The sequence below is a fragment of the Leclercia sp. W6 genome (genome assembly GCF_003336345.1).
In the GTDB taxonomy this organism is placed as follows: Bacteria; Pseudomonadota; Gammaproteobacteria; order Enterobacterales; family Enterobacteriaceae; genus Enterobacter.
The window spans coordinates 3,494,666-3,515,914 of the sequence record NZ_CP031104.1 but is presented as its reverse complement, the minus strand read 5'-3'; the positions used below and the strand labels follow the sequence as shown (position 1 = coordinate 3,515,914).

Here is a 21,249-nt window from a genome sequence, read left to right as displayed (position 1 = left end):
GTCGCCTTTTTTTTGCCTGTAAGACAGAAAAGAGAAAGGAGCGAATCCATGAAACCGTATCAGCGCCAGTTTATTGAGTTTGCGCTTAGCAAGCAGGTGCTTAAGTTTGGCGAATTTACGCTGAAATCCGGGCGCAAGAGCCCCTATTTCTTTAACGCCGGGCTGTTTAATACCGGGCGCGATCTGGCACTGTTAGGCCGCTTCTATGCCGAAGCGCTGGTGGATTCCGGGATCGAATTCGACCTGCTGTTTGGCCCGGCGTACAAAGGTATTCCGATTGCCACCACCACCGCCGTGGCGCTGGCGGAGCATCACGATCGCGACGTGCCGTACTGCTTTAACCGCAAAGAGGCCAAAACCCACGGCGAAGGCGGTAACCTGGTCGGTAGCGCGCTACAGGGCCGGGTGATGCTGGTGGACGATGTGATCACCGCAGGCACCGCCATCCGTGAATCGATGGAGATTATCCAGGCGAACAATGCCACGCTTGCGGGCGTGCTGATCTCGCTGGACCGCCAGGAGCGTGGACGTGGCGATATCTCGGCCATTCAGGAAGTGGAGCGTGACTACAACTGCAAAGTGGCCTCAATCATCACTCTGAAAGATCTGATTGCCTATCTGGAAGAGAAGCCGGACATGGCAGAGAGCCTGGCGGCGGTGCGCGCCTATCGCGAAGCGTACGGCGTTTAATGTAAAAGCCCGGTGGCGCTTTGCTTACCGGGCCTACGTAAACCGTAGGCCGGATAAGGCGGCAACAGGGTTACTGCAACTGCGCGGCCACGAGCGGCCAGCGGGCATCAAAATCGTCCGTCGGACGATATTTGAATTCACTGCGCACAAAGCGGGAGAGCATCCCTTCACAGAAAGCCAGAACTTGCCCGGCAAGCAGCGATTCATCCATGGTGAAGCCTTCGCCTTCACGCATTTTCTTTTCGCGTAATACCTGGCGCAGCTGCGCCTCAATACGTTCGAAAAGCTGGTTAATACGCCCCTGCAATCTGTCCTGTTCAAACATCAGCGCGTGGCCGGTCAGGATACGGGTTAACCCCGGATTGCGCTCGCCGAAACCGAGGATCAGCAGGACAATCAGACGCAGCCGTGCGGTGGTGTCTTTTTCATCCTTCAGAATCAGGTTGATACGCGTGATCAGGCTATCTTCGATAAACTCGATCAGGCTGTCGAACATCCGCGTTTTGCTGGGAAAATGACGGTACAGCGCCGCTTCCGACACGCCCACAGAGGCGGCCAGTTTTGCGGTGGTGATGCGTTGACTGCCATCGCTGGATTCAAGCATCAGAGCCAGAGATTGAAGTATTTCTTCGCGACGATTCCTTTTCGCTGTTTGTTTTTCTGCCATGTTACAAAATACCCCTGAAAATAATCACTTGTCAGGCTGACGTCCACACAACGACCGCAAACGGATGTTTGCGGTTTGTTATTACGTTATGCGTTGTGGGATGCGTATAGCCGGGTTTATTTACGCCCGGAATGGCCGAAGCCGCCTTCGCCGCGATCGGTCGCGTCGAAATCTTCTACCAGATTAAATTCAGCCTGTACCACCGGGACGAACACCATCTGGGCGACACGCTCGCCGGGTTGAATGGTGAAGCTCTCCTGGCCACGGTTCCAGACAGAAACCATCAGTTGACCCTGATAGTCAGAATCGATAAGACCCACCAGATTGCCCAGCACGATACCATGCTTATGGCCCAGGCCGGAACGCGGCAGGATCACCGCCGCCAGAGAGGCGTCGGCAATGTGGATCGCAAGGCCGGTCGGCAGCAGCGTGGTAGCGCCGGGTGCCAGTTCTACGGCGTCGTCGAGGCAGGCACGCAGGTCAAGACCGGCAGAGCCGGAAGTGGCATAGGTCGGCAGTGGAAATTGCTGACCAACACGCGGGTCCAGAATCTTAACGTCGATTTTTTTCATCATAACGGGTAACGATCTCGTCCAGTAATTGTTGGCCCAGGAGTTCCTTGCGCTCAAGCGGTAAGACTTTATCTCCATCCTGCCAGAAAAGGTGCAATGCGTTGCTGTCGCTGTTGAATCCTTGTGAGGCCAGCGATACGTCGTTCGCGCAAATCAAATCGAGGTTTTTGCGGGTACGTTTTTGCCGGGCATATTCTTCCACATTATTCGTTTCAGCGGCAAACCCAACGACGTAAGGGCGGCGATCTTTTAATGCCGCGACCCCGGCTACGATATCGGGGTTTTTCACCATTTTTATCGTGATTTCATCGCCTTGCTTTTTGATTTTCTCATCGGCTATGGCGGCAGCGCGATAGTCCGCCACGGCAGCACAGCCGATAAAAATCTGCTGCTGCTGCGCATGGGTCTGAACCGCGGCATCCATTTCCAGCGCGGTAGTGACGTCGATGCGCTGCACCCCAGGAGGCGTTGGCAGCGAAACCGGGCCGCTCACCAGCGTCACCTTTGCCCCGCGCGACGCGGCGGCGGCGGCAATCGCAAAGCCCATCTTGCCGGAGCTTTGGTTGGTGATATAGCGCACCGGATCCAGCGGTTCACGCGTCGGACCCGCGGTAATCATGATGTTGAGATGTTGCAGATCGTTGACAGGTGAAAAATGGCTCGCGGCCAGATCCACAATCGCCAGCGGATCCAGCATACGGCCCGGACCCACATCGCCACAGGCCTGGCTGCCGCTGTCCGGCCCCCAAATTAACAGCCCGCGAGAGGCGAGAGTCGTCAGGTTATGCTGCGTTGCCGCGTTGCGGTACATCTGCTGGTTCATGGCCGGGACCACGGCGACGGGCGCTGGCGTGGCAAGGCAGATAGTGGTAACCAGGTCGTTAGCCATGCCGGCGGCCACGCGGGCGATGAGATCGGCGGTGGCGGGGGCGAGGATGACTAAATCGGCCCATTTACCCAGCTCGATATGGCCCATTGCGGCTTCTGCCGCCGGATCGAGCAGGCTGTCCGACACCGGGTAGCCTGAAACGGCCTGCAGGCTCAGCGGCGTAATGAACGCTTTGCCCCCTTCGGTTATTGCCACCCGCACGTCCGCTCCGCGATCGCGTAAACGGCGCACCAGTTCCGGCGTTTTATAGGCTGCAATGCCGCCGCTCACGCCAAGAACGATTTTTTTACCGGCCAGGCTCATCATGATTCTTTCCTGTTGGGTTCAGCTGAGAGGCGGGCATTTTATCACAATCCGAAAAGCATCGTGCTGTTGTCCATGCGCCACTTTGCGAGGCGTTACGCAATACGAAAAACAGAGCCTCGTGAGGCGTCAGGCGCTGTGGCAGCATAGCGTGGTGATGGAGAAGGAGAGGGTATGGAGACACTATCCCCGCTGCTGCCGCGGGAGAAAATGCTACGGGATGGCGCGACGTTACTGACGGACGAAGAGCTGCTGGCGCTGTTCCTGCGTACCGGGACGCGGAGTAAAAACGTGTTCGTGCTTGCCAGAGATCTGTTGCAGCATTTCGGCTCGCTGCATGGTTTGTTATCCGCAGAGATGAAGGATTTCAGGCTGGTCGAGGGAATTGGCCTGGCGACATTCGCCCAGCTGAAAGGGATTGCTGAGCTCGCCCGCCGCTACTACTGCTCGGGGATTCAGGGCATCAACCCGCTGAAAGATCCGCAGATGACCCAGGAGTTTGTGCGTAGCCAACTGGCGGAAGAGGAGCGCGAGATCTTTATGGTCATCTTCCTCGATAACCAAAACCGGGTGCTGAGCCACAGCCGGTTATTTTCGGGAACCCTGCGCCATGTTGAGGTGCATCCCCGGGAAATTGTGCGCGAAGCGATAAAAGTGAATGCCGCGGGCGTGATCCTCGCGCATAATCACCCCTCAGGGCGCGCCGAACCGAGCAAAGCCGACAGAGACGTGACCGCACGCATCATGAAATGCTGTCAATTCATGGACATTTGTGTTCTTGATCATCTGGTGATAGGCCGCGGAGAGTACGTTTCGTTTGCCGAACGTGGGTGGATTTAAGCCATTTCTCGCGATCCATCGGGATCTTTGTCTGTTCGGGACTTGAGCACATCCGCGAGTCAGCGTATACTACGCCACCTTTGAGAATCTCGGGTTTGGCATTTGGGCCTGGCAATCGATGGTTCACTTAGAATCGCGATGACCGGGCTGTAAAGCCTGACGAGGCGCCGATACCCCATACGAAGCTCGAGCTAATTTGATTTTTGGAGAATAGACATGTCCCGAGTCTGCCAAGTTACTGGCAAGCGTCCGGTGACCGGTAACAACCGTTCCCACGCACTGAACGCGACTAAACGCCGTTTCCTGCCGAACCTGCACTCTCACCGTTTCTGGGTTGAGAGCGAGAAGCGTTTTGTCACCCTGCGCGTATCTGCTAAAGGTATGCGTGTAATTGATAAGAAAGGCATCGATACAGTTCTGTCTGAACTGCGTGCCCGTGGCGAAAAGTACTAAGTACTTAAAGAGGAAATAAATCATGGCTAAAGGTATTCGCGAGAAAATCAAGCTGGTTTCTTCTGCTGGTACAGGTCACTTCTACACCACCACGAAGAACAAACGTACTAAGCCGGAAAAACTGGAACTGAAAAAGTTCGATCCAGTTGTACGCCAGCACGTAATGTACAAAGAAGCTAAAATCAAATAATTTTAGTTTTCTGGTACTGAAAAACCCCGCAACCGCGGGGTTTTTTGCATTCTGCATCTCAACGGAGGAACCATGCCTGAATTACCTGAGGTAGAGACCAGCCGCCGTGGCATTGAGCCCCATCTGGTCGGTGCGACCATTCTTCACGCTGTTGTCCGTAACGGTCGTCTTCGCTGGCCGGTCTCTGATGAGATCCATGCGCTGAGCGATAAACCGGTTCTCAGCGTACAGCGCCGCGCAAAGTACCTGCTGCTTGAGTTGCCTGACGGCTGGATCATCATTCACCTGGGGATGTCCGGGAGCCTGCGCATCCTTAGCGAAGAGCTACCCCCAGAAAAACACGACCACGTTGACCTGGTGATGAGCAACGGCAAAGTGCTGCGCTATACCGATCCGCGTCGTTTTGGCGCCTGGCTGTGGACCAAAGAGCTGGAAGGGCATAACGTGCTGGCGCACCTGGGGCCGGAGCCGCTCTCAGACGCGTTTAATGCGGCGTACCTGAAGGCGAAGTGCGCGAAGAAGAAAACCGCCATTAAACCCTGGCTGATGGATAACAAGCTGGTGGTCGGCGTGGGCAATATCTACGCCAGCGAATCGCTGTTTGCCGCCGGGATCCATCCCGATCGGTTAGCCTCATCGCTGTCGGCGCAGGAGTGTGAGCTGCTGGTGCGGGTGATCAAAGCCGTATTGCTGCGTTCGATTGAGCAGGGCGGAACCACCCTGAAAGACTTCCTGCAAAGCGACGGCAAGCCCGGCTACTTTGCTCAGGAGCTACAGGTCTATGGCCGTAAAGACGAGCCGTGTCGGGTCTGTGGCACACCGATTGTGGCAACGAAGCATGCCCAGCGGGCAACGTTCTATTGCCGTCAGTGCCAGAAATGATGTGGAGGCCCGGTAAGCGCAGCGCCACCGGGCAAAACACTTATTTCAGCTTGTCCATCAGCGCCTGATGCACGCTGGCGGGTAAGAAATGGGTGACGTCACCTGCATGGCGCGCCACCTCTTTCACCAGAGTAGAAGAGATAAACGACCACTCTTTGGATGGCATCAGAAAGACGCTCTCCAGCTCGGGCATCAGATGGCGGTTCATGTGCGCCAGCTGCATCTCATATTCAAAATCGGCCACCGCGCGCAGCCCACGAATTAAGATATTGGCCTGCTGAGCGCGGGCAAAATTCGCCATCAGATCGCTAAAGCCCACCACGTCAACATTGGGCAGATGCGCCGTTGCGGCTTTCGCCAGCGCAACCCGCTCATCAAGATCGAACAGGGGCTTTTTGCTGGGGCTGGCGGCAATCGCCAAAATCACCGTGTCAAACATGCTTGCGGCACGCGTGACGATATCGATATGGCCGTTGGTGACAGGATCAAAGGTACCCGGATAAATCGCTTTTGTGCTCATGGCTCACGCTTTCTCAGAGTAGCCGCGGCTCAGCGCCCACAGCTCGGTGTATTTATTAAATGTATACTGGGCGTTAACCACCGCCAGTAACCAGCCCTGCTTACCGTCCAGCACGCCACCACGTAGCACCAGCGTCTTCAGAAACGCGCCGACGGTGTGGCTGAAAATTCCTGCCAGCGAGGTTTTCTTGCCGCGCTGATGACGCTCCTGGGCCCATGCCGTGGCGTAATTAAGCTGTTTACGCTGAAAGCTGGCGAAATCACGGCAGGTCAGATGCAGGAGGTCACCGTCGAGGGCAGTTACCGGCGCACCGTCGCAGGCCAGCGACTCGTGCACCAGGTTATCGTTGTACTGATAGCGCTCGCGCTCGTAGAGGCGCATCACGCGGTCCGGATACCAGCCGCTGTGGCGCATAAAACGGCCGAGGAAGTAGTTGCGGCGCGCAATGCTGTAGACAACATCAGGCTGAGGGGCCGCCAGTACGCGCTGGATGGCCTGTTTAAGTTCTGGGGTCACACGCTCGTCGGTGTCGATCATCAGGACATAATCGCCGGTGGCGTACTGCTGCGCCCGCTGGCGCTGAATGCCATAACCCTGCCAGTCGGTATCGATATGGACCTGCACACCGGCGGCGCGGGCGATATTAACCGTGTCGTCGGTACTGCCGGAGTCGAGCAGGACGATCTCATCGGCCCATGCCACAGAGGCGAGGCAATCCGGCAGCAGGTCGGCGGCGTTTTTGGCGATCATCACGACCGACAGACGCGTTGACATTAGTGGCTCCGCACGGGCAGGTAAGGTTGCAGCAGTTGTAGCAGACGGGTCAGTGCGCCCTGGTTCTGATGCAGCACTTCGACAGCGTGACGGCCATACCACAGACGATAATCTTCGTCGGTCAGCAGGTTTGAAACCTCTTTTTCGATGGCGTTCGCATCGGTGACGGTAATCAGCCCGTCCGCCTGCTGCAGTTTGGCGCAGATATCTTTGAAGTTAAAGGTATGTGGCCCCATCAGCACCGGGATGGCGTGCGCTGCGGGCTCCAGCGGGTTATGCCCGCCGCGCTCCACGAGGCTGCCGCCGACAAAGGCCAGGTCGGCAATACCGTACAGCAACATCAGCTCACCCATGGTATCGCCAATTACCACCTGGGTGCCGGAGGAGGGAATTTCACCGCTGCTGCGCATCGTGAAGCTGAATCCGCCCTTTTGCACCATCTCGCGGGCGTCTTTAAACCGTTCAGGATGACGAGGCACGAGGATCAGCAGCAGGTCCGGGAAGCGTTCAAGCAGCTGGCGGTGCGCCTGCAGGATAATCTCTTCTTCACCGTCGTGGGTGCTGGTGGCGATCCACACTTTGCGGCGCGGCGCCCACTGGCGACGCAGGGTGACCGCTCTGGCAGCCAGTTCAGGTGTGACAGAAATATCAAACTTCAGGCTACCGGTGACTGCCAGCTGGTTGCGCTTCAGGCCCAGCGACAGGAATCGCGCGCCATCTTCTTCATTCTGGGCCGCAATCAGGGTGATCTTACTCAGCAGGCGGCGCATAAAGTTGCCCAGCTTGCCGTAGCCCTTCGCGGAGCGCTCTGACAGGCGGGCGTTAGCCACCACCAGGGGAATTTTGCGGGCGTGTAGGGCAGAAATCATGTTCGGCCACAGTTCGGTTTCCATTACGATCACTAGCTTAGGGCGCACGGTGTTAAGGAAACGGTTCATGGCGCAGGGTAAATCATACGGCAGATAGACGTGATGCACATCTTTGCCAAAAGCGGACATGGCGCGTTCGGAACCGGTAGGCGTCATGGTGGTGACGGTGATCGGCAGCGACGGATAGCGGTGGCGCAGAGCGCGGACCAGCGGAATGGCGGCCAGCGTTTCACCCACCGAAACGGAATGGAGCAGGATACCGTCCGGCGCAACTTTGTTGCGGCAATAACCATAGCGTTCAGCCCAGCGTTGACGGTAGGCAGGCGCTTTACGGCTACGCAGCAGCAGTCGTAGCCACACCAGTGGCTGAATAATATAGAGCAGAGCGGTATACAACAATTCCAAGCGATTATCCGTTTTTTCAGTTTCGGCGGGCAAATTCTAAGCATTTAGGCCGTTTAAAGCTATCCCTTTGGCGCGTTTGCTCAGCCATTTGCCTGCGTTACGTGCGTTCACAGATAAAAAAACGGGCATCAGATGCCCGTTTAATGATTTCTGCTTAACGTTCCGCTTCCGGCAACGCGTTCAGGTGATAGGTGACGCGCTCCGACAGTCCCCGAATATCACCCCCGGTGATGAAGTAGCTGTCGTCTTTCTGGTTCGGGTTACTGACCGCGTATCCCAACATCTTGTTGATCAGCGTCGCCACCTGGTAATGGTTGAGCGGCATCTGCGGGCTGATGGTGCTCATCGCATACGCCGGATCGTTACTGAAGTAGAGGAACGGCACTTGGGCAATCGGCATCTCGACAATCGAGTGGCCGAACAGACCGCCATCACCCACGCGTTCGCCGTGATCCGAGGTGATAAAGACCAGGACCGGCAGCTTTGATTTCGCCATGGCGGTACGGATCGCCGAAGCCAGCTCTCTATCGTACAGGCGAACGGCATCATCGTACTCGTTTTTCTTCTGCGCCACGTCGTCATCGAGGCGTGGGGTAGAGAATTTGGCGAAGCCCTGCGGGATGTTGCGCTCGTAAGGGATGTGCGGCGCACGGCTGTTCAGCACCATCAGGAAAGGCTTGTTCCAGTCCAGCTTCGCCTGCTCAACGGAAGGGGTCAGTACCACGTCGGCACCCACGTCCGGGGCCGGGCGGATCTGGGTATCTTCCCACAGGTCGATGTCGTGGATGCCAATCCAGTTGCTCAGCCCTTCCAGGCCCTGGGCGGAGATAAACGCCGTCTGGTAGCCCTGTTTTTTGGCATTGGTGAAGATATTGGTCGACTTCGACTTATAGGCGCCGTAGTTGTCCGGCTCACGCAGGTTGTTCACCAGCATCGGGATCGCCACGCGGGTTGAAACCGCATTCGAAACGATCAAACGCCCGGTTCCCTGATATTGCTGCATCAGCGCTTTCAGTTCCGGGGTGGTGTCGCGTTCATAGCCCAGGGCGCTGACGTGGTGCGGGTTCAGGCTCTCACCAATCGCCAGGATGATGGAGTATTTCCCGGCCTGACTATCCTCAACCGGCGTGACCTTATAGGGCGCATAATGCGTGAGGCTCTGGTTTTCGCCGGAAATGGCTTCCGGGATCAGGCGAATGGCGCTGAAACTCATGGCCGACAGACCGTTACGCAGCAGAGAGTGGCGCAGATCCGGGTTGAATTTATACATCTGTCCGTCGATGGCTTTATAGAACTGGCCGACAAACATCACCACGATAGCCAGCAGGCACGGCATTGCCACCCACTTATGCCACAGCGGCGCCAGGCGGCGGGTAAAGACCAGCGCAAAGAGCACCGCGACGGCCATGATGACAAAGTAAATCCCAAGCGATCCAAGGCTGTCCGTAATGCCGCTGGCGATATCTTTGGTTTCGACAAAGGCCAGCCACACTTCGCTCGGGCCGTAAAACTGACCATAGAACTGGTAATAGACCGCTTCCGATATCTGGACGATAAAGGTAACGGCCAGCAGTAGCCGGGTCAGGAAGAAGCGGGCGCTGATGGCCGCCAGCAGGGAGATAATCAGGTACAGCGACATGTCGCTGGATTTCGGTTGATATACATGGTCTTTCAGCAGGATGATGATTTCACAGAGTGAAAACAGCACCAGGAAAACCAGGGTTAACACCACGGTGCGCAGGATATTGCGGCGCGGCGTGAGGGGCGATAGTAAGAATGCTTTAAACATGAAAGGACTCAACGTAACTCAAAACTTTTTAGTCAGCGGGCGAATGGCTTTACCAAAACCAAAACGCAGGGCGCGGATCAGAGTAGGGCGTTTATGCAGTCCTTTACGCCAGATATCCTCAAACAGGCTGAACCAGCGTGCGGCGACCGCTTCGCGGGAGTAAACCTGCAGACGTTTGTCGCCCTGCTCACGCATCTGACGATAGAGTTCAGGGGTATTTTTCAGCCGCATAATGGCCTCGAAGGCTTCATCAGGCGTTTTGGCGATCAGATAATCAAGCTCGCTTTCGCGGATAGCACGGTACGAAGGTTCGTCATCACAGATCATTACCGTTTTGCCGAGCCAGTTGTTAATCAGCTTGCTGGCAGGTTTGCGCGTCAGCTTATGGTCATGTGATTTACGGAAGCTGATACAGACGTCGACGTCCTGATAGTTGGTCCAGTTATCGAAGGAGATACGCAGGTCGATGCCCTGTTCAGCAAGGCGCTGCTTAAATTCGTCGCTACGGAAGGCCTCCGGAAAGCTGTCAACGCGGCCAAAAAAGGCCACGGTTTTGACGGTTTCATCGGTACGTTCGCGCGGTTTCACGCCGGGTTGTGGCCAGTAGGGTACAAAGACGCCATTGCTGCGGTTGCCTGCTTCCGGGTTCTGATCCACCACCACGTCGGCGCCAATCACCGGTGGGCGATCGGCACGGGCGACAACGGTGACGCCACGCCAGGGTTTAACGCGCGATCCAAAATCATCGTTATGCATCAGGTTGATGGCATCCGGGCGACACTCTGAGCCAAAAGAACACTCAATATCGTCGCCGTAATAGTGCTTCAGCGCCAGGGTGGTCTGGAACGTCCAGCCGCCGCGCCCGCCGCAGTAAAAGCGCTCCGGGATGGTGTCCGGGTTCACGCGGTTATCCAGCAGCGTCTGGAAATCTGCGTAGTTTTTAGCGATGAAATCAGCGCGGGAGACTGCGTGTAATTTAAGTTTGCTCATAATATCCGTTAGCCGATGATTTTCTTAAGGCGGAAGTAACGACGTCCCAGACGCCAGCGCTGACGTAAGCCGCGCGCGTTTTGCCAGATCATCGACCAGATGCCGCGATCGAACAGTTCCTGGGTGATTTCGCGTTTCTTCGCGCTGTCTTCGATGTTGTTAATGCTGTGCAAAATACCCAAACCCTCTTTGGCGATTTGCCACTGACAGGCCGGGACACGCTTTACCTGCTCCGGGTAGCGCTTATTGATGGCGTCCAGCATTTCGAGGATCTTCATATAGTGACGTGACGAACGCATGCGTGTGTCGTCGGTACCTGGCGTATGGGAGACCGATGCGGAGTGGATCAGATAGTCGTAATAGACTTCGTCAATGTACTGCACGCGTTTCGCGGTCAGCAGTACTTCCGTGGTCCAGGGGATATCCTGATGGCGCAGGCCATGTTCGAAGGTAAAACCTTGTGCCTTGATAAAGGCGTGGCGATAAATATTCAGCCAGGTGACATGCAGGAATTTGCGCGAGGCCAGCGCCATCTGCAACCATTCGGGGCCATCCAGTACGCCAGTGGAGGCCAGCTTGTCGGACGGGAAAATCTTTTTCGACGGACGGCCGTCGTCATAAATATAGGTGCCGTTGCAGGTCGCGACGTCCAGCTGGCCCGCAAAGGCGATCTCCAGCAGGCGCGGGTACATGCCAGGGTAAATAACGTCATCAATATCCGGGAATGCAACGTATTCGCCGGTCGCCGCGGCCAGACCGGTATTGCGCGCGGCTGATACGCCGCCATTAGCCTGGTCGATAACCTTAAAATGGGTAAATTCGTTGGCGTAGCGGGAAATAATTTCAGCTGAGCGATCCGTCGATCCGTCATTAACAATGATCAGTTCCAGACTGGATAAATTCTGCTGTTTAATGCTGTCAAAAAAAGCGCTCAGGAATTTTTCGCCATTATAGACGGCGACGATGAGGCTTAATTGAGGCGTTTCAGACATGCTTTCTCCGTAAAAATACGCAGCAATAAAAAGGGTATAACCATCACATGCAACGGCATTTCGACAGCCGGCAGGCTAAAGCGTTCCACGCCAGGGTGTTAAACACCGCTGGCGTGGGACCTTCATCAGGATGTTAACTTCTCGGTCGGTGCAGGTCGTAGGGCGCACATACCAACCAGCAGGCCGGTCAGTAGCATATACTGCTCAAGATAGTGATCTTTAAGGTTGTGATCGACCATGGTTCGGCAGAAGAAGCCGACGGTATAAAGAAGCAGGAACATCCCCACCATCACGTTGCCGCGACGAAACTCCCGCCAGCCGATATACCAGCAGCCTACCAGCAGGATCAGCCAGCCGGCGATACCTATCACACCATTCTGAATACCAAACTCGATCAGGCCGTAGTGGCTATGGGGAATAGTGATGCGGTTATCCTGGGTATCCCGGCGTAGCACATAACGGAACGCCTCTTTTCTGGCTCCGATGCCAGCCGGATGTTCGGCAATCAGTTTCCAGCCCTGATGGAAGAAGCTGGCCCGACAACCGTTGGAATGGTTCATGGGTGCGCCCAATCCGTTGATCGGTATTGCACCATCATTTTGATTGTAACAATAGCTGGTAAACGGGGCATTCCACCCTGCAATGGCGTCACTTTCCAGGCTTTGCCAGCGTGGGTCAGATTTCCATGAAGCGTAACCCAGCAAGACTGAGGCGGTGACAATGCCGACTAAAATACCGCCAGTGACGACCACCCGGCTACGGCGCATGTTGTGCAGGCTCAGCAGGAAAAAGGTCGAAAACAGGCTACCGACCAAGCCGATAGTACCCCAGCGGGAATCGACCAGTGCGGTACACAGCAAATTACTTATCAGGATGGCTATCAGGAAAGGCGTTTTCAGGCGCAGGAAGCGTTGATGTAGCAGACCGCGCGCCAGTAATTCGGCCATCAGGAAGCCCGTGATCATGTTGACCTGGAAGCTCATGCGGGTGCGGTTATAAACAATCCGTGTTTCACCCCAGTAAATATAACCGGTGCGCCAGTATAACCAGGCAATATCAAGCAAGTGTATGAGAACCACGCCCCAGAAGAAGAGGATGACTAGCGTAAAGAAGCGGGCGGCGGTCATGGAAGGATAGGTTCGTTGGATCGCTGGTAATAATACCAGGCCAGCACAGAACAGTAATACCGGGCGTAGCCACTGGCCGCTCCAGGTAGAAACCATCTCTTTTATGTCTGGTGCGACAAAAAAACCATTAATCACAATAAAGAAAGTTAACGCCCATACCACAATAAGAACGAACTTAATTTTGCTTAAATCCAGCCGTTGTCTGGTTGCGCTATTGCTAAAAAAGAGACCAAGAGCGACCGCGACAATGGGATAAATCAAACCATTACGGTGAAACGGCAGCTGATCGTTAGGAATAGGCCAGACAAAACATAAAGCCAGTACAGCAAGGACTAACAGGCCTGTCAGAATGTTACGAGTATTTGTCATATTTTTTGGGCTGGTTAAGGATTTTTCGGTTCTTGACCGGCTGGTTAACAAGGCAGTGAGTGATTTCCACGGTTTTTTAGTGGGAAATAAAAAGTCAGAGAAAATTATCACAAATACCTGACCTACAGAAGGACAATGTTTGTAAGCAAGAATAATCCATAACGTGTTTTCCGGCGCCAGGCTTTATGTATTACCCGGACCGTAACGTATATAATTTGTTGTTATGCCAGCTAATGCACAATAACCAGGAAAAGTATGCATATTGTTCACACTGAAGCAGACGGGGGTAAGGGCGGCCAGCCATTACGCATTATTAATGAATCCCTTGGGATGATTCAGCGTGGCCATCAGGTGACCATACTTTGCCCGGAGAGTGCGCCGCTGCACGGCCTGGCGCGCGATGCCGGGTTAACGGTGGTCACCATGCCGCTTCGGCGCAAGAATCTTCAGAACCTGCAGCAGCTGCGTGGCTGGCTGAAAGAGAACCGTTCATCCATTGATGTCATAAATAGTCATAATTCCGCCGATACCTGGCTGGTGGCGCTGGCCAATCTTACCCTCTCAAACCCGGTGCCGCTGGTGCGTACCCGCCATGCCTCCGGCGTGCCGCGTAACAACTGGACCACCCGCTGGCTGTTTCGTAAAGCCTGTTCGCATATCGTGACTACCGGGGAAGCGCTGCGCCAGCAGATGGCCGACATCGGCGTACCGATGGCCCAGAGCACCTCGGTGCCGAGCGGGGTGGATACGCAGCGTTTTCATCCGGCGGATAAACAACAGGTTCGCGCATACTGCGGCCTGTCGCAGACCGATTTCTGGCTGGGGGTGGTGTCACATCTGCGGCCTAACAAAGGCCATAGCGTGTTGCTGCGCGCGTTAGCCGCTATTGATAACCCGCAGATCAAACTGGCGATAGTGGGTGAAGGGCCGCATAAAGCGACGCTGGAGCAGGAGATTATCGATCTGGGATTGCAGCAGCGGGTAGTAATGGCGGGGCACCAGAGCGATCCTGAGCGCTGGTTCCCGGCCTTTGATGTTGCGCTCAGCCCGTCGCACGATATGGAAGGCGTCCCGCAGGGGGTGCTGCAGTCGCTGGCCTCGCGGATCGCCACCATCGCCACCGACGCGGGCGGCACGGCTGATGCCGTGATCGACGGCAAAACCGGTATTTTGATCGCCCAGCGCGATGAAACGGCGCTGCGCGAGGCGATTGTGAAACTGTATGAGAATGCTTTACTGCGCGAAACGCTGGCGCAGCAGGGCTATGATTACTTGTGCAGCCATTTCACTCGTGAATGCATGCTCGAGTCGATGGAAAAGGTCTTTTCCAACGCGGCTCAACGCAGCAGTTCGCGATAGAGCGCCTGCAGCTCTTTCGCCATCCGTTCCAGGGTATAAGGCTCAGCAGTGGCGCGTGCCGCTGCTGAGTAATCCACGCCCCGTTCACGGCCATTCAGCCATTCGCCGATCGCCTGCTGATAGCCAGCGTCGTCGAGCGCGTCGCGCACCCAGCCGTTCACCCCTTCTTCAATCCACTCCGCCGCGCCGCAGCCATGACTGGTGAGCAGCGGCAGGCCGCAGGCCAGCGCTTCGACACAGACATTCGGGAAGGGATCGTAGAGCGTCGGCAGGATAAGCGCGTCAGCGGTGCCGTAGACCTGGCGCACATCGGCGACCGGCCCCAGAAAACGCACCCGGGAAGCGACGCCGAGCGTCTGCGCCAGCTTTTCGAATTTGCGGGCGTGCTTGTCCCGCCCGGCAACCAGCAGCCAGACATTAGGGTGAGACACAATGGCGCGCAGCGCCGTCGCCACCCCTTTACGGCTGAAGCCGGAGCCGACATAGGCCAGAACCGGTGCATGCTGCGGGATACCCAGCGCATCCCTCTGGGAGAGCGAGCGCACATCAGGACTGAAGTGGGCGGTATCCACACCGTTGTAGATCACCGTCAGCTTGTCATCCCCCAGGCCAAAACGGCGGGCGATATCATCCCGGACCATTTTCGAGTTGCAGATCACTTTGCGCAGCGCAGGATGGGTAAACATCTGCGCTTCCGCCTGCAGAATATAGCGATGGTAGCGGCTCAGGGACTGCGCCCAGCGCGCCACCGGTGACTGAATGCGGTTGTACTGCTCAAGCCAGGTGGCGTGTACCCCATCACCGGCGCGGAAGATGGTCGCCCCGGGAATACGTTCGTGGCTTTGCACGATATCGAACTGCGTAAACTGCGCCGCCGCGGCGTCGGCAAAACCCGACTCGCGATCGAGACGGTTACGGAATGATGGATTAACCGTCAGCGTTTTCCAGCCGGCGGCATCTTCCCACTGGCGGGCAATCAGCGTCACATCCAGGGCCGTATCCTGCGCCAGCACCTTCAGCGCGCGGGAGACAAAACGCTCCGCGCCGCCGTTGGGGTTATAGGTCTGTCGGACGATAGCCAGCTTCATGCCGGGTTTTCCAGCAGTAGCGTATCGATGGCGCTCAGCACCATTTGCGGGGTGATCGCCGTAATACAGTCGGAGACGCCGCTGTCGCCGCAGCCCGCTTTACCGCACGGCTGGCAGGTAAAGCCAGCAACAATCACGCGGTAGTTCACTCCCCATGGCGCCCACTTAATCGCCCCGGTCGGGCCGAAGATGGCGACGGTCGGCGTGCCCACCGCGCTGGCGAGGTGCATCGGCATGGAGTCGACGCCAAAGTAGATCCGCGCGTGCTTCATCAGCGCGCCCAGCTCTTTCAGGTTTAGCTGGCCGCTTAAATCAAACACCGGCTGGGTGAGCGCAGCCCGCAGCGCATCCATGTAGGCGGTCTCTTCTTTTGACGGCGCGGCAGAGAGGATAATTGGCAGGCCGCGGGCCGCCAGGTTATCAATGGTCGCCGCCAGCTTTTGGATATCCCAGGCCTTAAACATCCAGCGCGACGTGGGGTGGACCAGAATGTAAGAGCCGCTGCTCAGCCCAAAGCCGGCCAGTTTTTCGGCAATCGACGCTTCCGCCGCATCGCCCGGTACAAACAGGGTGTGCTTGTCTGCATCGGTCTGGGGATGGATGCCGATCCGCCGGAGTGCATCGAGATTCACCTCCACCATATGGCGGCTGTTATCCTGGATCGCCGGGTAGAGGGTAGTGAAGGATTTCACCCAGCGGCGACGCGCCAGTCCGCCGCGTTTATCGGGCTTAAAGCCGACGGAGACGCGCGGCTTCAGACGACGCGCCAGACGCGCGCCATGCCAGTGTTCGGTGAGGTTGATCAGCACGTCATACTGACGCGCTTTCAGGGTGTTCAGCAACGCACGATACAGACGGAACTGCGCGAACCAGCCCTTTTTACGCCAGTTACGCCCGATGGTATGCACCTGGTCGATAAACGGATGGCTGGTGAGCATCGCCTGGGTGTCGTCATACACCAGGGCATCCACTTCCACATCGGGATAGTTCGTTTTCAGTACCGTAAAGACCGGCGAGGTCAGCAGAACGTCGCCGTGGTGACGTAGCTTAACAATCAGCACGCGCTTCGGTGGGCGCTCCGCTGAGAAAAAATCAGACATAGGCTCTCTCTGCTGCCAGCAACGGCTCTAATTGCGCAAATACCGCAGCGGCGCTGAGGTCGCTCAGCTGCGATGAATGTTCCGGGCGGCAGATATATTGATTTTTGCCATAGCCGCCAATCAGACCCGGGTCCGTCGGGCCGTAAAGCGTAATATTAGGACGATCCAGCGCCGCCGTCAGGTGGCTGAGACCGGTATCCACCGACACCACCGCCGTCGCGCCCGCCAGCTGCTGCGCCACACCATCCAGCTTCATCCGGGGCAGCACGTGCACGTAATCAAAGCCTTCCGCCAGACGCTTCGCCCGCGCCTCTTCGTGCGGGGCGCCCCACGGCAGCCTGATGCGCAGGCCCGCATGGCTCAGCAGGCCGATAAGCTCGCGCCAGTGGGCTTCCGGCCAGTGTTTGTCATCGCGGGTGGTGGCGTGCAGGAAGATGAGATAAGGCGCGTGTGGCTTTGCATCGTGCAGGAAATGCTGCGAAATGGCGTAACCCCCCTGCAGTTGCGGTTTTGCATAGCCAAGGCTCTTCGCGAACAGCTCCCGGGTGCGCTCCACGGCATGCTGCTGCTTCGCGATCGCGTGGCGACGATTGTAGAACAGGCTCGCCAGCGGCTCGCGGGCGCTCTGCCAGTCCATACCGTGCTTTACGCCGTGGGCCAATCGGGTGACCAGCGCCGCGCTTTTTACCAGCCCCTGGGCATCGATGATCGCATCGTAATGCTGGGCCTGGAGCGCGTCGCGAAAGGCCTTACGTTCGGCCTTAATCGGTGCGGAAAACCAGGCTTTGCGCCAGCGGCGGATCGCCACCGGAATAACGCGGTCTACGGCAGCATGCCAGGTGGGGATCTGGGCGAAGCCCTCTTCCACCACCCAGTCGAAACGGATACCCGGAATAGCCTGCATGGCATCAGTGAGCGAGGGCAGGGTATGCAGCACATCGCCCATTGAGGAGGTTTTAACGATCAATACCCGCATCCGTTATCCTTCTTCGCTCAACAGCAGTTCGTTAAGCTCGTCGAGGACACGCTGCGGAGTGATGTCGATCAGGCTCTGGTGATAGCCTTCAGCGGCGTCACCTTTACGGACTTTGTGGTAGCCGGTGATCAGGCGGATCACGCGCGCTTTATGTGACAGCGGCGGCGTGAAGTCCGGGCTGCTCGGGCCGTACAGCGCCACCAGCGGGCGGTTCAGCGCCGCGGCAACGTGCATCAGGCCGGAGTCGTTCGTGACCACTGCCTTACAGGCTGCCAGCAGAACCACCGCCTGCTCCAGCTGGGTCTCCCCGGCCAGATTGCGGCACCAGGCCTGCTGCTCGACGCTCAGCGCGGCGAGGATTTCATTGCCCGCCTCGTGATCTTTCGCCGAGCCGAACAGCACAATCTGATAGCCTTCGTCGATCAGCTGCTTCGCCAGCTCAGCATAGTGATAGTGCGGCCAGCGCTTCGCCGGGCCAAATTCCGCGCCGGGGCAGAAGCCGATGATCGGGCGTTCGGCCAACAGACCAAAGGTATTGCAGATCTGGGATTTCTCACCCTCGTTCACCTGAAGCTGCGGCCACAGCAGCGGCTGCGGCAGGTCCTTCGCGCTGCGCATCACCCCTTTGTCGTAGGCCAGCGCCACGTAACGCTCTACCATCAGCGGCCAGGCCTCTTTATCCAGCACGCGCGCGTCATTCAGCAGGCCGTAGCGCATCTCGCCGCGCCAGCCGGTACGGTGCGGTACGCCAGCAAAGAAGGGAACCAGGGCAGATTTAAAGGAATTCGGCAGTACATAAGCGCGATCGTAGCGCTTATCGCGAAGGCTATGGCCGAGCTTGCGGCGTTCGCCAATTTCCAACGCCCCGTGGCCGAGCGGCATCGGGATCGCTTCGTTCACTTCCGGCATCCGCGATAACAGCGGACGGCACCACGCGGGTGCCATCACGTCAATTATCGCCTGGGGATAGCGCGCCTTGAGCGTGCGATAGAGACTTTGCGACATCATCATGTCGCCCACCCATGACGGGCCGATCACCAGAATTTTCATACTTACGCGTCGCGGTTCAGCCAGGCCATATATTCCGTTACCCCTTCGGCAACGGTCTTGAACGGCTTGTCATAGCCAGCGGCACGCAGGTTGGTCAGATCCGCCTGGGTGAATGCCTGATAGCGGCCTTTCAGCTTGTCCGGGAATGGGATGTACTCAATAGTGCCTTTCTGGTGATACGCCAGCGCTGCGTCAGCCACCGCCTGGAAGGATTCCGCCCGGCCGGTACCCAGGTTGAAGATCCCGGAGACGCCGTTTTCCCAGAACCACAGGTTCACTGCTGCCACATCGCCCACATAGACGAAGTCACGCTTGAAGCCGTCGCTGCCTTCGAACAGTTTCGGACTTTCGCCATTATTCAGCTGGGTGTTGAGGTGGAAGGCCACGCTCGCCATGCTGCCTTTGTGACCTTCGCGCGGTCCGTAGACGTTGAAGTAGCGGAAGCCGACAATCTGGGAGTTCGCTTCTGGCAGTACCTGGCGTACATATTCGTCGAACAGGAACTTGGAGTAGCCGTAGACGTTCAGCGGCTGCTCGTACTCGCGGGACTCGATAAAGTCTGAGGTACGCCCGCCGTAGGTTGCTGCGGAAGAGGCGTACAGGAACGGAATTTCGCGCTCCAGGCAGTAGTGCAGGATCTCTTTGGAGTACTGATAGTTGTTGTCCATCATGTACTTGCCATCCCACTCGGTGGTGGAGGAGCAGGCACCTTCATGGAAGATTGCGTCGATATCGCCGAACTCTTCGCCCGCCATAATCTGGATCAGAAAATCTTCTTTATCCATGTAGTCGGCAATGTTCAGATCCACCAGGTTTACAAACTTGGTGCCGTCTTTCAGGTTATCCACCACCAGGATGTCGGTGATGCCTTTGTCATTGAGAGCTTTAACAATATTGCTGCCGATAAAGCCCGCGCCGCCGGTAACGATGATCATAACTGTAACCTTTGAAGTGTGGAGCCCGGGGACAATCCCGGGCACTGATATTCATATCATATCATTAGTATGACCACCCTTCAGCCATTCACCGACTTAGCGCAGGGGTACACGTGATTTATGCTGCAAAAACGATAACTGTTAAAGCGTCATCTCGTATAGAGGTATAGCTTTGGGTAATATGTGCCGAAATTTGCCGAGTCTGGAGAATTGCAATGCGTGGTGATTTTTACAAACAGTTAAACAGTGACCTGGAAACCGCGCGGGCGGAAGGGTTGTTCAAAGAAGAGCGAATCATTACCTCCGCTCAGCAGGCAGATATCACCGTTGCCGACGGCAGCCAGGTGATTAACTTCTGCGCCAACAACTACCTGGGTCTTGCGAATCACCCTGAGCTGATTGCCGCGGCGAAGGCGGGCATGGACACCCACGGTTTTGGCATGGCCTCCGTGCGTTTCATCTGCGGTACCCAGGACAGCCATAAGGCGCTGGAGAGCAAGCTGGCCGCCTTCCTCGGAATGGAAGATGCCATTCTGTACTCCTCCTGCTTCGACGCCAACGGCGGTCTGTTTGAGACCCTGCTCGGCGCGGAAGATGCCATTATCTCCGACGCCCTGAACCACGCTTCCATCATCGACGGCGTGCGTCTGTGCAAAGCGAAGCGTTTCCGCTACGCCAACAACGACATGGTTGAGCTGGAAGCCCGTCTGAAAGAGGCCCGCGAGGCTGGTGCGCGTCATGTGCTGATCGCCACCGACGGCGTCTTCTCGATGGACGGCGTGATCGCCAACCTGAAAGGCGTCTGCGACCTGGCGGATAAATACGATGCGCTGGTGATGGTCGATGACTCCCACGCCGTCGGCTTTGTCGGCGAAAATGGTCGCGGCTCCCACGAATACTGCGACGTCATGGGCCGCGTGGATATCATCACCGGTACGCTGGGTAAAGCGCTGGGTGGTGCCTCCGGCGGCTACACCGCCGCGCGTAAAGAGGTGGTGGAGTGGCTGCGTCAGCGTTCCCGTCCGTATCTGTTCTCTAACTCCCTGGCACCAGCCATCGTTTCCGCCTCCATTAAAGTGCTGGAGATGGTGGAGTCCGGCGCCGATCTGCGCGACAAACTGTGGGCCAACGCCCGTCTGTTCCGCGAAAAAATGACCGCCGCAGGCTTTACTCTGGCCGGTGCCGATCACGCCATTATCCCGGTGATGTTGGGCGATGCCGTCGTGGCGCAGAACTTTGCCCGTGAGCTGCAGAAAGAGGGGATTTACGTCACCGGATTCTTCTTCCCGGTGGTGCCAAAAGGTCAGGCGCGTATTCGCACCCAGATGTCTGCGGCGCATTCCCCTGAACAAATTGAGCGTGCGGTGGAAGCCTTTACCCGCATCGGCAAACAACTGGGCGTGATTGCCTGAGGACGCAT

General features: G+C 56.9%; 22 protein-coding genes. 7 read left to right on the top strand and 15 right to left on the bottom strand.

The window, feature by feature from the left end; all coding sequences use genetic code 11:
* Window positions 1–48: 48 nt before the first annotated feature.
* Window positions 49–690: an orotate phosphoribosyltransferase gene (gene pyrE / locus DVA43_RS17110; protein WP_114316237.1), complete on the top strand. Its 642-nt coding sequence runs from the start codon at window positions 49–51 to the stop codon at window positions 688–690.
* A 70-nt stretch (window positions 691–760) separates the two neighbouring features.
* On the opposite strand, the gene slmA is transcribed toward pyrE, so the two are convergent.
* The 3 genes from slmA to coaBC all read right to left on the bottom strand — a co-directional run bounded on the left by slmA (window position 761) and on the right by coaBC (window position 3,121).
* Window positions 761–1,357 carry a nucleoid occlusion factor SlmA gene (slmA, locus tag DVA43_RS17105; protein WP_103824307.1) on the bottom strand — a complete coding sequence of 199 codons (597 nt, stop codon included), beginning with the start codon at window positions 1,355–1,357 and terminating at the stop codon, window positions 761–763.
* A 116-nt stretch (window positions 1,358–1,473) separates the two neighbouring features.
* Entirely contained in the window at window positions 1,474–1,932 is a 459-nt protein-coding gene (gene dut, locus DVA43_RS17100; RefSeq protein ID WP_168191994.1) for a dUTP diphosphatase, read from the bottom strand.
* Window positions 1,910–3,121: a bifunctional phosphopantothenoylcysteine decarboxylase/phosphopantothenate--cysteine ligase CoaBC gene (gene coaBC, locus DVA43_RS17095; protein WP_114317158.1), complete on the bottom strand. Its 1,212-nt coding sequence runs from the start codon at window positions 3,119–3,121 to the stop codon at window positions 1,910–1,912. Before coaBC ends, dut begins: the two co-directional genes overlap by 23 nt.
* Before the next feature lie 174 nt (window positions 3,122–3,295).
* On the opposite strand from coaBC, the gene radC reads away from it, so the two are divergent.
* From radC to mutM, 4 genes are all read left to right on the top strand, one after another.
* Window positions 3,296–3,961: a DNA repair protein RadC gene (radC, locus tag DVA43_RS17090; protein WP_114316236.1), complete on the top strand. Its 666-nt coding sequence runs from the start codon at window positions 3,296–3,298 to the stop codon at window positions 3,959–3,961.
* 216 nt (window positions 3,962–4,177) lie between these two features.
* Window positions 4,178–4,414 (top strand): 50S ribosomal protein L28, encoded by a 237-nt coding sequence (gene rpmB, locus DVA43_RS17085; protein ID WP_002436699.1) that lies wholly within the window; start codon window positions 4,178–4,180, stop codon window positions 4,412–4,414.
* Between the two features lie 22 nt (window positions 4,415–4,436).
* Window positions 4,437–4,604: a 50S ribosomal protein L33 gene (rpmG, locus tag DVA43_RS17080; RefSeq protein WP_013094893.1), complete on the top strand. Its 168-nt coding sequence runs from the start codon at window positions 4,437–4,439 to the stop codon at window positions 4,602–4,604.
* Window positions 4,605–4,676: 72 nt separating this feature from the next.
* Complete coding sequence (gene mutM / locus DVA43_RS17075; RefSeq protein ID WP_114316235.1) at window positions 4,677–5,486, top strand: bifunctional DNA-formamidopyrimidine glycosylase/DNA-(apurinic or apyrimidinic site) lyase; 810 nt, start codon at window positions 4,677–4,679, stop codon at window positions 5,484–5,486.
* A gap of 40 nt (window positions 5,487–5,526) precedes the next feature.
* Here mutM and coaD read toward each other — a convergent pair whose 3' ends face one another.
* The 7 genes from coaD to DVA43_RS17040 all read right to left on the bottom strand — a co-directional run bounded on the left by coaD (window position 5,527) and on the right by DVA43_RS17040 (window position 13,321).
* Window positions 5,527–6,006: a pantetheine-phosphate adenylyltransferase gene (gene coaD / locus DVA43_RS17070; RefSeq protein WP_114316234.1), complete on the bottom strand. Its 480-nt coding sequence runs from the start codon at window positions 6,004–6,006 to the stop codon at window positions 5,527–5,529.
* Between the two features lie 3 nt (window positions 6,007–6,009).
* On the bottom strand, window positions 6,010–6,780 hold the full coding sequence (locus tag DVA43_RS17065) for a glycosyltransferase family 2 protein (protein ID WP_114316233.1): 771 nt from the start codon (window positions 6,778–6,780) through the stop codon (window positions 6,010–6,012).
* The gene (gene waaA / locus DVA43_RS17060) at window positions 6,780–8,054 is read right to left on the bottom strand and encodes a lipid IV(A) 3-deoxy-D-manno-octulosonic acid transferase (RefSeq protein ID WP_114317157.1); all 1,275 of its coding nucleotides are present in this window, start codon (window positions 8,052–8,054) and stop codon (window positions 6,780–6,782) included. The genes DVA43_RS17065 and waaA overlap by 1 nt, the downstream gene beginning before the upstream one ends.
* 154 nt (window positions 8,055–8,208) lie before the next feature.
* Window positions 8,209–9,843: a sulfatase-like hydrolase/transferase gene (locus DVA43_RS17055; protein ID WP_114316232.1), complete on the bottom strand. Its 1,635-nt coding sequence runs from the start codon at window positions 9,841–9,843 to the stop codon at window positions 8,209–8,211.
* An 18-nt stretch (window positions 9,844–9,861) separates the two neighbouring features.
* Complete coding sequence (locus DVA43_RS17050; RefSeq protein ID WP_114316231.1) at window positions 9,862–10,833, bottom strand: glycosyltransferase; 972 nt, start codon at window positions 10,831–10,833, stop codon at window positions 9,862–9,864.
* Between the two features lie 8 nt (window positions 10,834–10,841).
* A complete protein-coding gene (locus DVA43_RS17045; RefSeq protein WP_114316230.1) occupies window positions 10,842–11,825 on the bottom strand; it encodes a glycosyltransferase in 984 nt (327 codons plus the stop codon).
* A gap of 125 nt (window positions 11,826–11,950) precedes the next feature.
* Entirely contained in the window at window positions 11,951–13,321 is a 1,371-nt protein-coding gene (locus tag DVA43_RS17040; RefSeq protein WP_114316229.1) for an O-antigen ligase, read from the bottom strand.
* A 255-nt stretch (window positions 13,322–13,576) separates the two neighbouring features.
* On the opposite strand from DVA43_RS17040, the gene DVA43_RS17035 reads away from it, so the two are divergent.
* Window positions 13,577–14,680, top strand: a complete 1,104-nt coding sequence (locus DVA43_RS17035) for a glycosyltransferase family 4 protein (RefSeq protein ID WP_114316228.1) — start codon at window positions 13,577–13,579, stop codon at window positions 14,678–14,680.
* Here DVA43_RS17035 and DVA43_RS17030 read toward each other — a convergent pair.
* Genes DVA43_RS17030 through rfaD form a run of 5 tightly spaced genes read right to left on the bottom strand, consistent with a single transcriptional unit; the run spans window position 14,659 to window position 19,829 of the window.
* On the bottom strand, window positions 14,659–15,768 hold the full coding sequence (locus DVA43_RS17030; protein ID WP_114316227.1) for a glycosyltransferase family 4 protein: 1,110 nt from the start codon (window positions 15,766–15,768) through the stop codon (window positions 14,659–14,661). The genes DVA43_RS17035 and DVA43_RS17030 overlap by 22 nt on opposite strands.
* Window positions 15,765–16,868 (bottom strand): putative lipopolysaccharide heptosyltransferase III, encoded by a 1,104-nt coding sequence (gene rfaQ, locus DVA43_RS17025; RefSeq protein ID WP_114316226.1) that lies wholly within the window; start codon window positions 16,866–16,868, stop codon window positions 15,765–15,767. Before rfaQ ends, DVA43_RS17030 begins: the two co-directional genes overlap by 4 nt.
* On the bottom strand, window positions 16,861–17,844 hold the full coding sequence (gene rfaC, locus DVA43_RS17020) for a lipopolysaccharide heptosyltransferase RfaC (protein WP_114316225.1): 984 nt from the start codon (window positions 17,842–17,844) through the stop codon (window positions 16,861–16,863). Before rfaC ends, rfaQ begins: the two co-directional genes overlap by 8 nt.
* Window positions 17,845–17,847: 3 nt before the next feature.
* The gene (gene rfaF / locus DVA43_RS17015; protein WP_114316224.1) at window positions 17,848–18,894 is read right to left on the bottom strand and encodes an ADP-heptose--LPS heptosyltransferase RfaF; all 1,047 of its coding nucleotides are present in this window, start codon (window positions 18,892–18,894) and stop codon (window positions 17,848–17,850) included.
* A 2-nt stretch (window positions 18,895–18,896) separates the two neighbouring features.
* Complete coding sequence (gene rfaD, locus DVA43_RS17010) at window positions 18,897–19,829, bottom strand: ADP-glyceromanno-heptose 6-epimerase (protein ID WP_103177730.1); 933 nt, start codon at window positions 19,827–19,829, stop codon at window positions 18,897–18,899.
* A 215-nt stretch (window positions 19,830–20,044) separates the two neighbouring features.
* On the opposite strand from rfaD, the gene kbl reads away from it, so the two are divergent.
* On the top strand, window positions 20,045–21,241 hold the full coding sequence (gene kbl, locus DVA43_RS17005; protein ID WP_103824320.1) for a glycine C-acetyltransferase: 1,197 nt from the start codon (window positions 20,045–20,047) through the stop codon (window positions 21,239–21,241).
* Window positions 21,242–21,249: the final 8 nt, after the last annotated feature.

Bases quoted from the DNA above. Each gene is read 5' to 3' on its own strand.
- pyrE (WP_114316237.1), top strand. From the start codon at position 49: ATGAAACCGTATCAGCGCCAGTTTATTGAGTTTGCGCTTAGCAAGCAG.
- slmA (WP_103824307.1), bottom strand. From the start codon at position 1,357: ATGGCAGAAAAACAAACAGCGAAAAGGAATCGTCGCGAAGAAATACTT.
- dut (WP_168191994.1), bottom strand. From the start codon at position 1,932: ATGATGAAAAAAATCGACGTTAAGATTCTGGACCCGCGTGTTGGTCAG.
- coaBC (WP_114317158.1), bottom strand. From the start codon at position 3,121: ATGAGCCTGGCCGGTAAAAAAATCGTTCTTGGCGTGAGCGGCGGCATT.
- radC (WP_114316236.1), top strand. From the start codon at position 3,296: ATGGAGACACTATCCCCGCTGCTGCCGCGGGAGAAAATGCTACGGGAT.
- rpmB (WP_002436699.1), top strand. From the start codon at position 4,178: ATGTCCCGAGTCTGCCAAGTTACTGGCAAGCGTCCGGTGACCGGTAAC.
- rpmG (WP_013094893.1), top strand. From the start codon at position 4,437: ATGGCTAAAGGTATTCGCGAGAAAATCAAGCTGGTTTCTTCTGCTGGT.
- mutM (WP_114316235.1), top strand. From the start codon at position 4,677: ATGCCTGAATTACCTGAGGTAGAGACCAGCCGCCGTGGCATTGAGCCC.
- coaD (WP_114316234.1), bottom strand. From the start codon at position 6,006: ATGAGCACAAAAGCGATTTATCCGGGTACCTTTGATCCTGTCACCAAC.
- DVA43_RS17065 (WP_114316233.1), bottom strand. From the start codon at position 6,780: ATGTCAACGCGTCTGTCGGTCGTGATGATCGCCAAAAACGCCGCCGAC.
- DVA43_RS17055 (WP_114316232.1), bottom strand. From the start codon at position 9,843: ATGTTTAAAGCATTCTTACTATCGCCCCTCACGCCGCGCCGCAATATC.
- DVA43_RS17050 (WP_114316231.1), bottom strand. From the start codon at position 10,833: ATGAGCAAACTTAAATTACACGCAGTCTCCCGCGCTGATTTCATCGCT.
- DVA43_RS17045 (WP_114316230.1), bottom strand. From the start codon at position 11,825: ATGTCTGAAACGCCTCAATTAAGCCTCATCGTCGCCGTCTATAATGGC.
- DVA43_RS17040 (WP_114316229.1), bottom strand. From the start codon at position 13,321: ATGACAAATACTCGTAACATTCTGACAGGCCTGTTAGTCCTTGCTGTA.
- DVA43_RS17035 (WP_114316228.1), top strand. From the start codon at position 13,577: ATGCATATTGTTCACACTGAAGCAGACGGGGGTAAGGGCGGCCAGCCA.
- DVA43_RS17030 (WP_114316227.1), bottom strand. From the start codon at position 15,768: ATGAAGCTGGCTATCGTCCGACAGACCTATAACCCCAACGGCGGCGCG.
- rfaQ (WP_114316226.1), bottom strand. From the start codon at position 16,868: ATGTCTGATTTTTTCTCAGCGGAGCGCCCACCGAAGCGCGTGCTGATT.
- rfaC (WP_114316225.1), bottom strand. From the start codon at position 17,844: ATGCGGGTATTGATCGTTAAAACCTCCTCAATGGGCGATGTGCTGCAT.
- rfaF (WP_114316224.1), bottom strand. From the start codon at position 18,894: ATGAAAATTCTGGTGATCGGCCCGTCATGGGTGGGCGACATGATGATG.
- rfaD (WP_103177730.1), bottom strand. From the start codon at position 19,829: ATGATCATCGTTACCGGCGGCGCGGGCTTTATCGGCAGCAATATTGTT.
- kbl (WP_103824320.1), top strand. From the start codon at position 20,045: ATGCGTGGTGATTTTTACAAACAGTTAAACAGTGACCTGGAAACCGCG.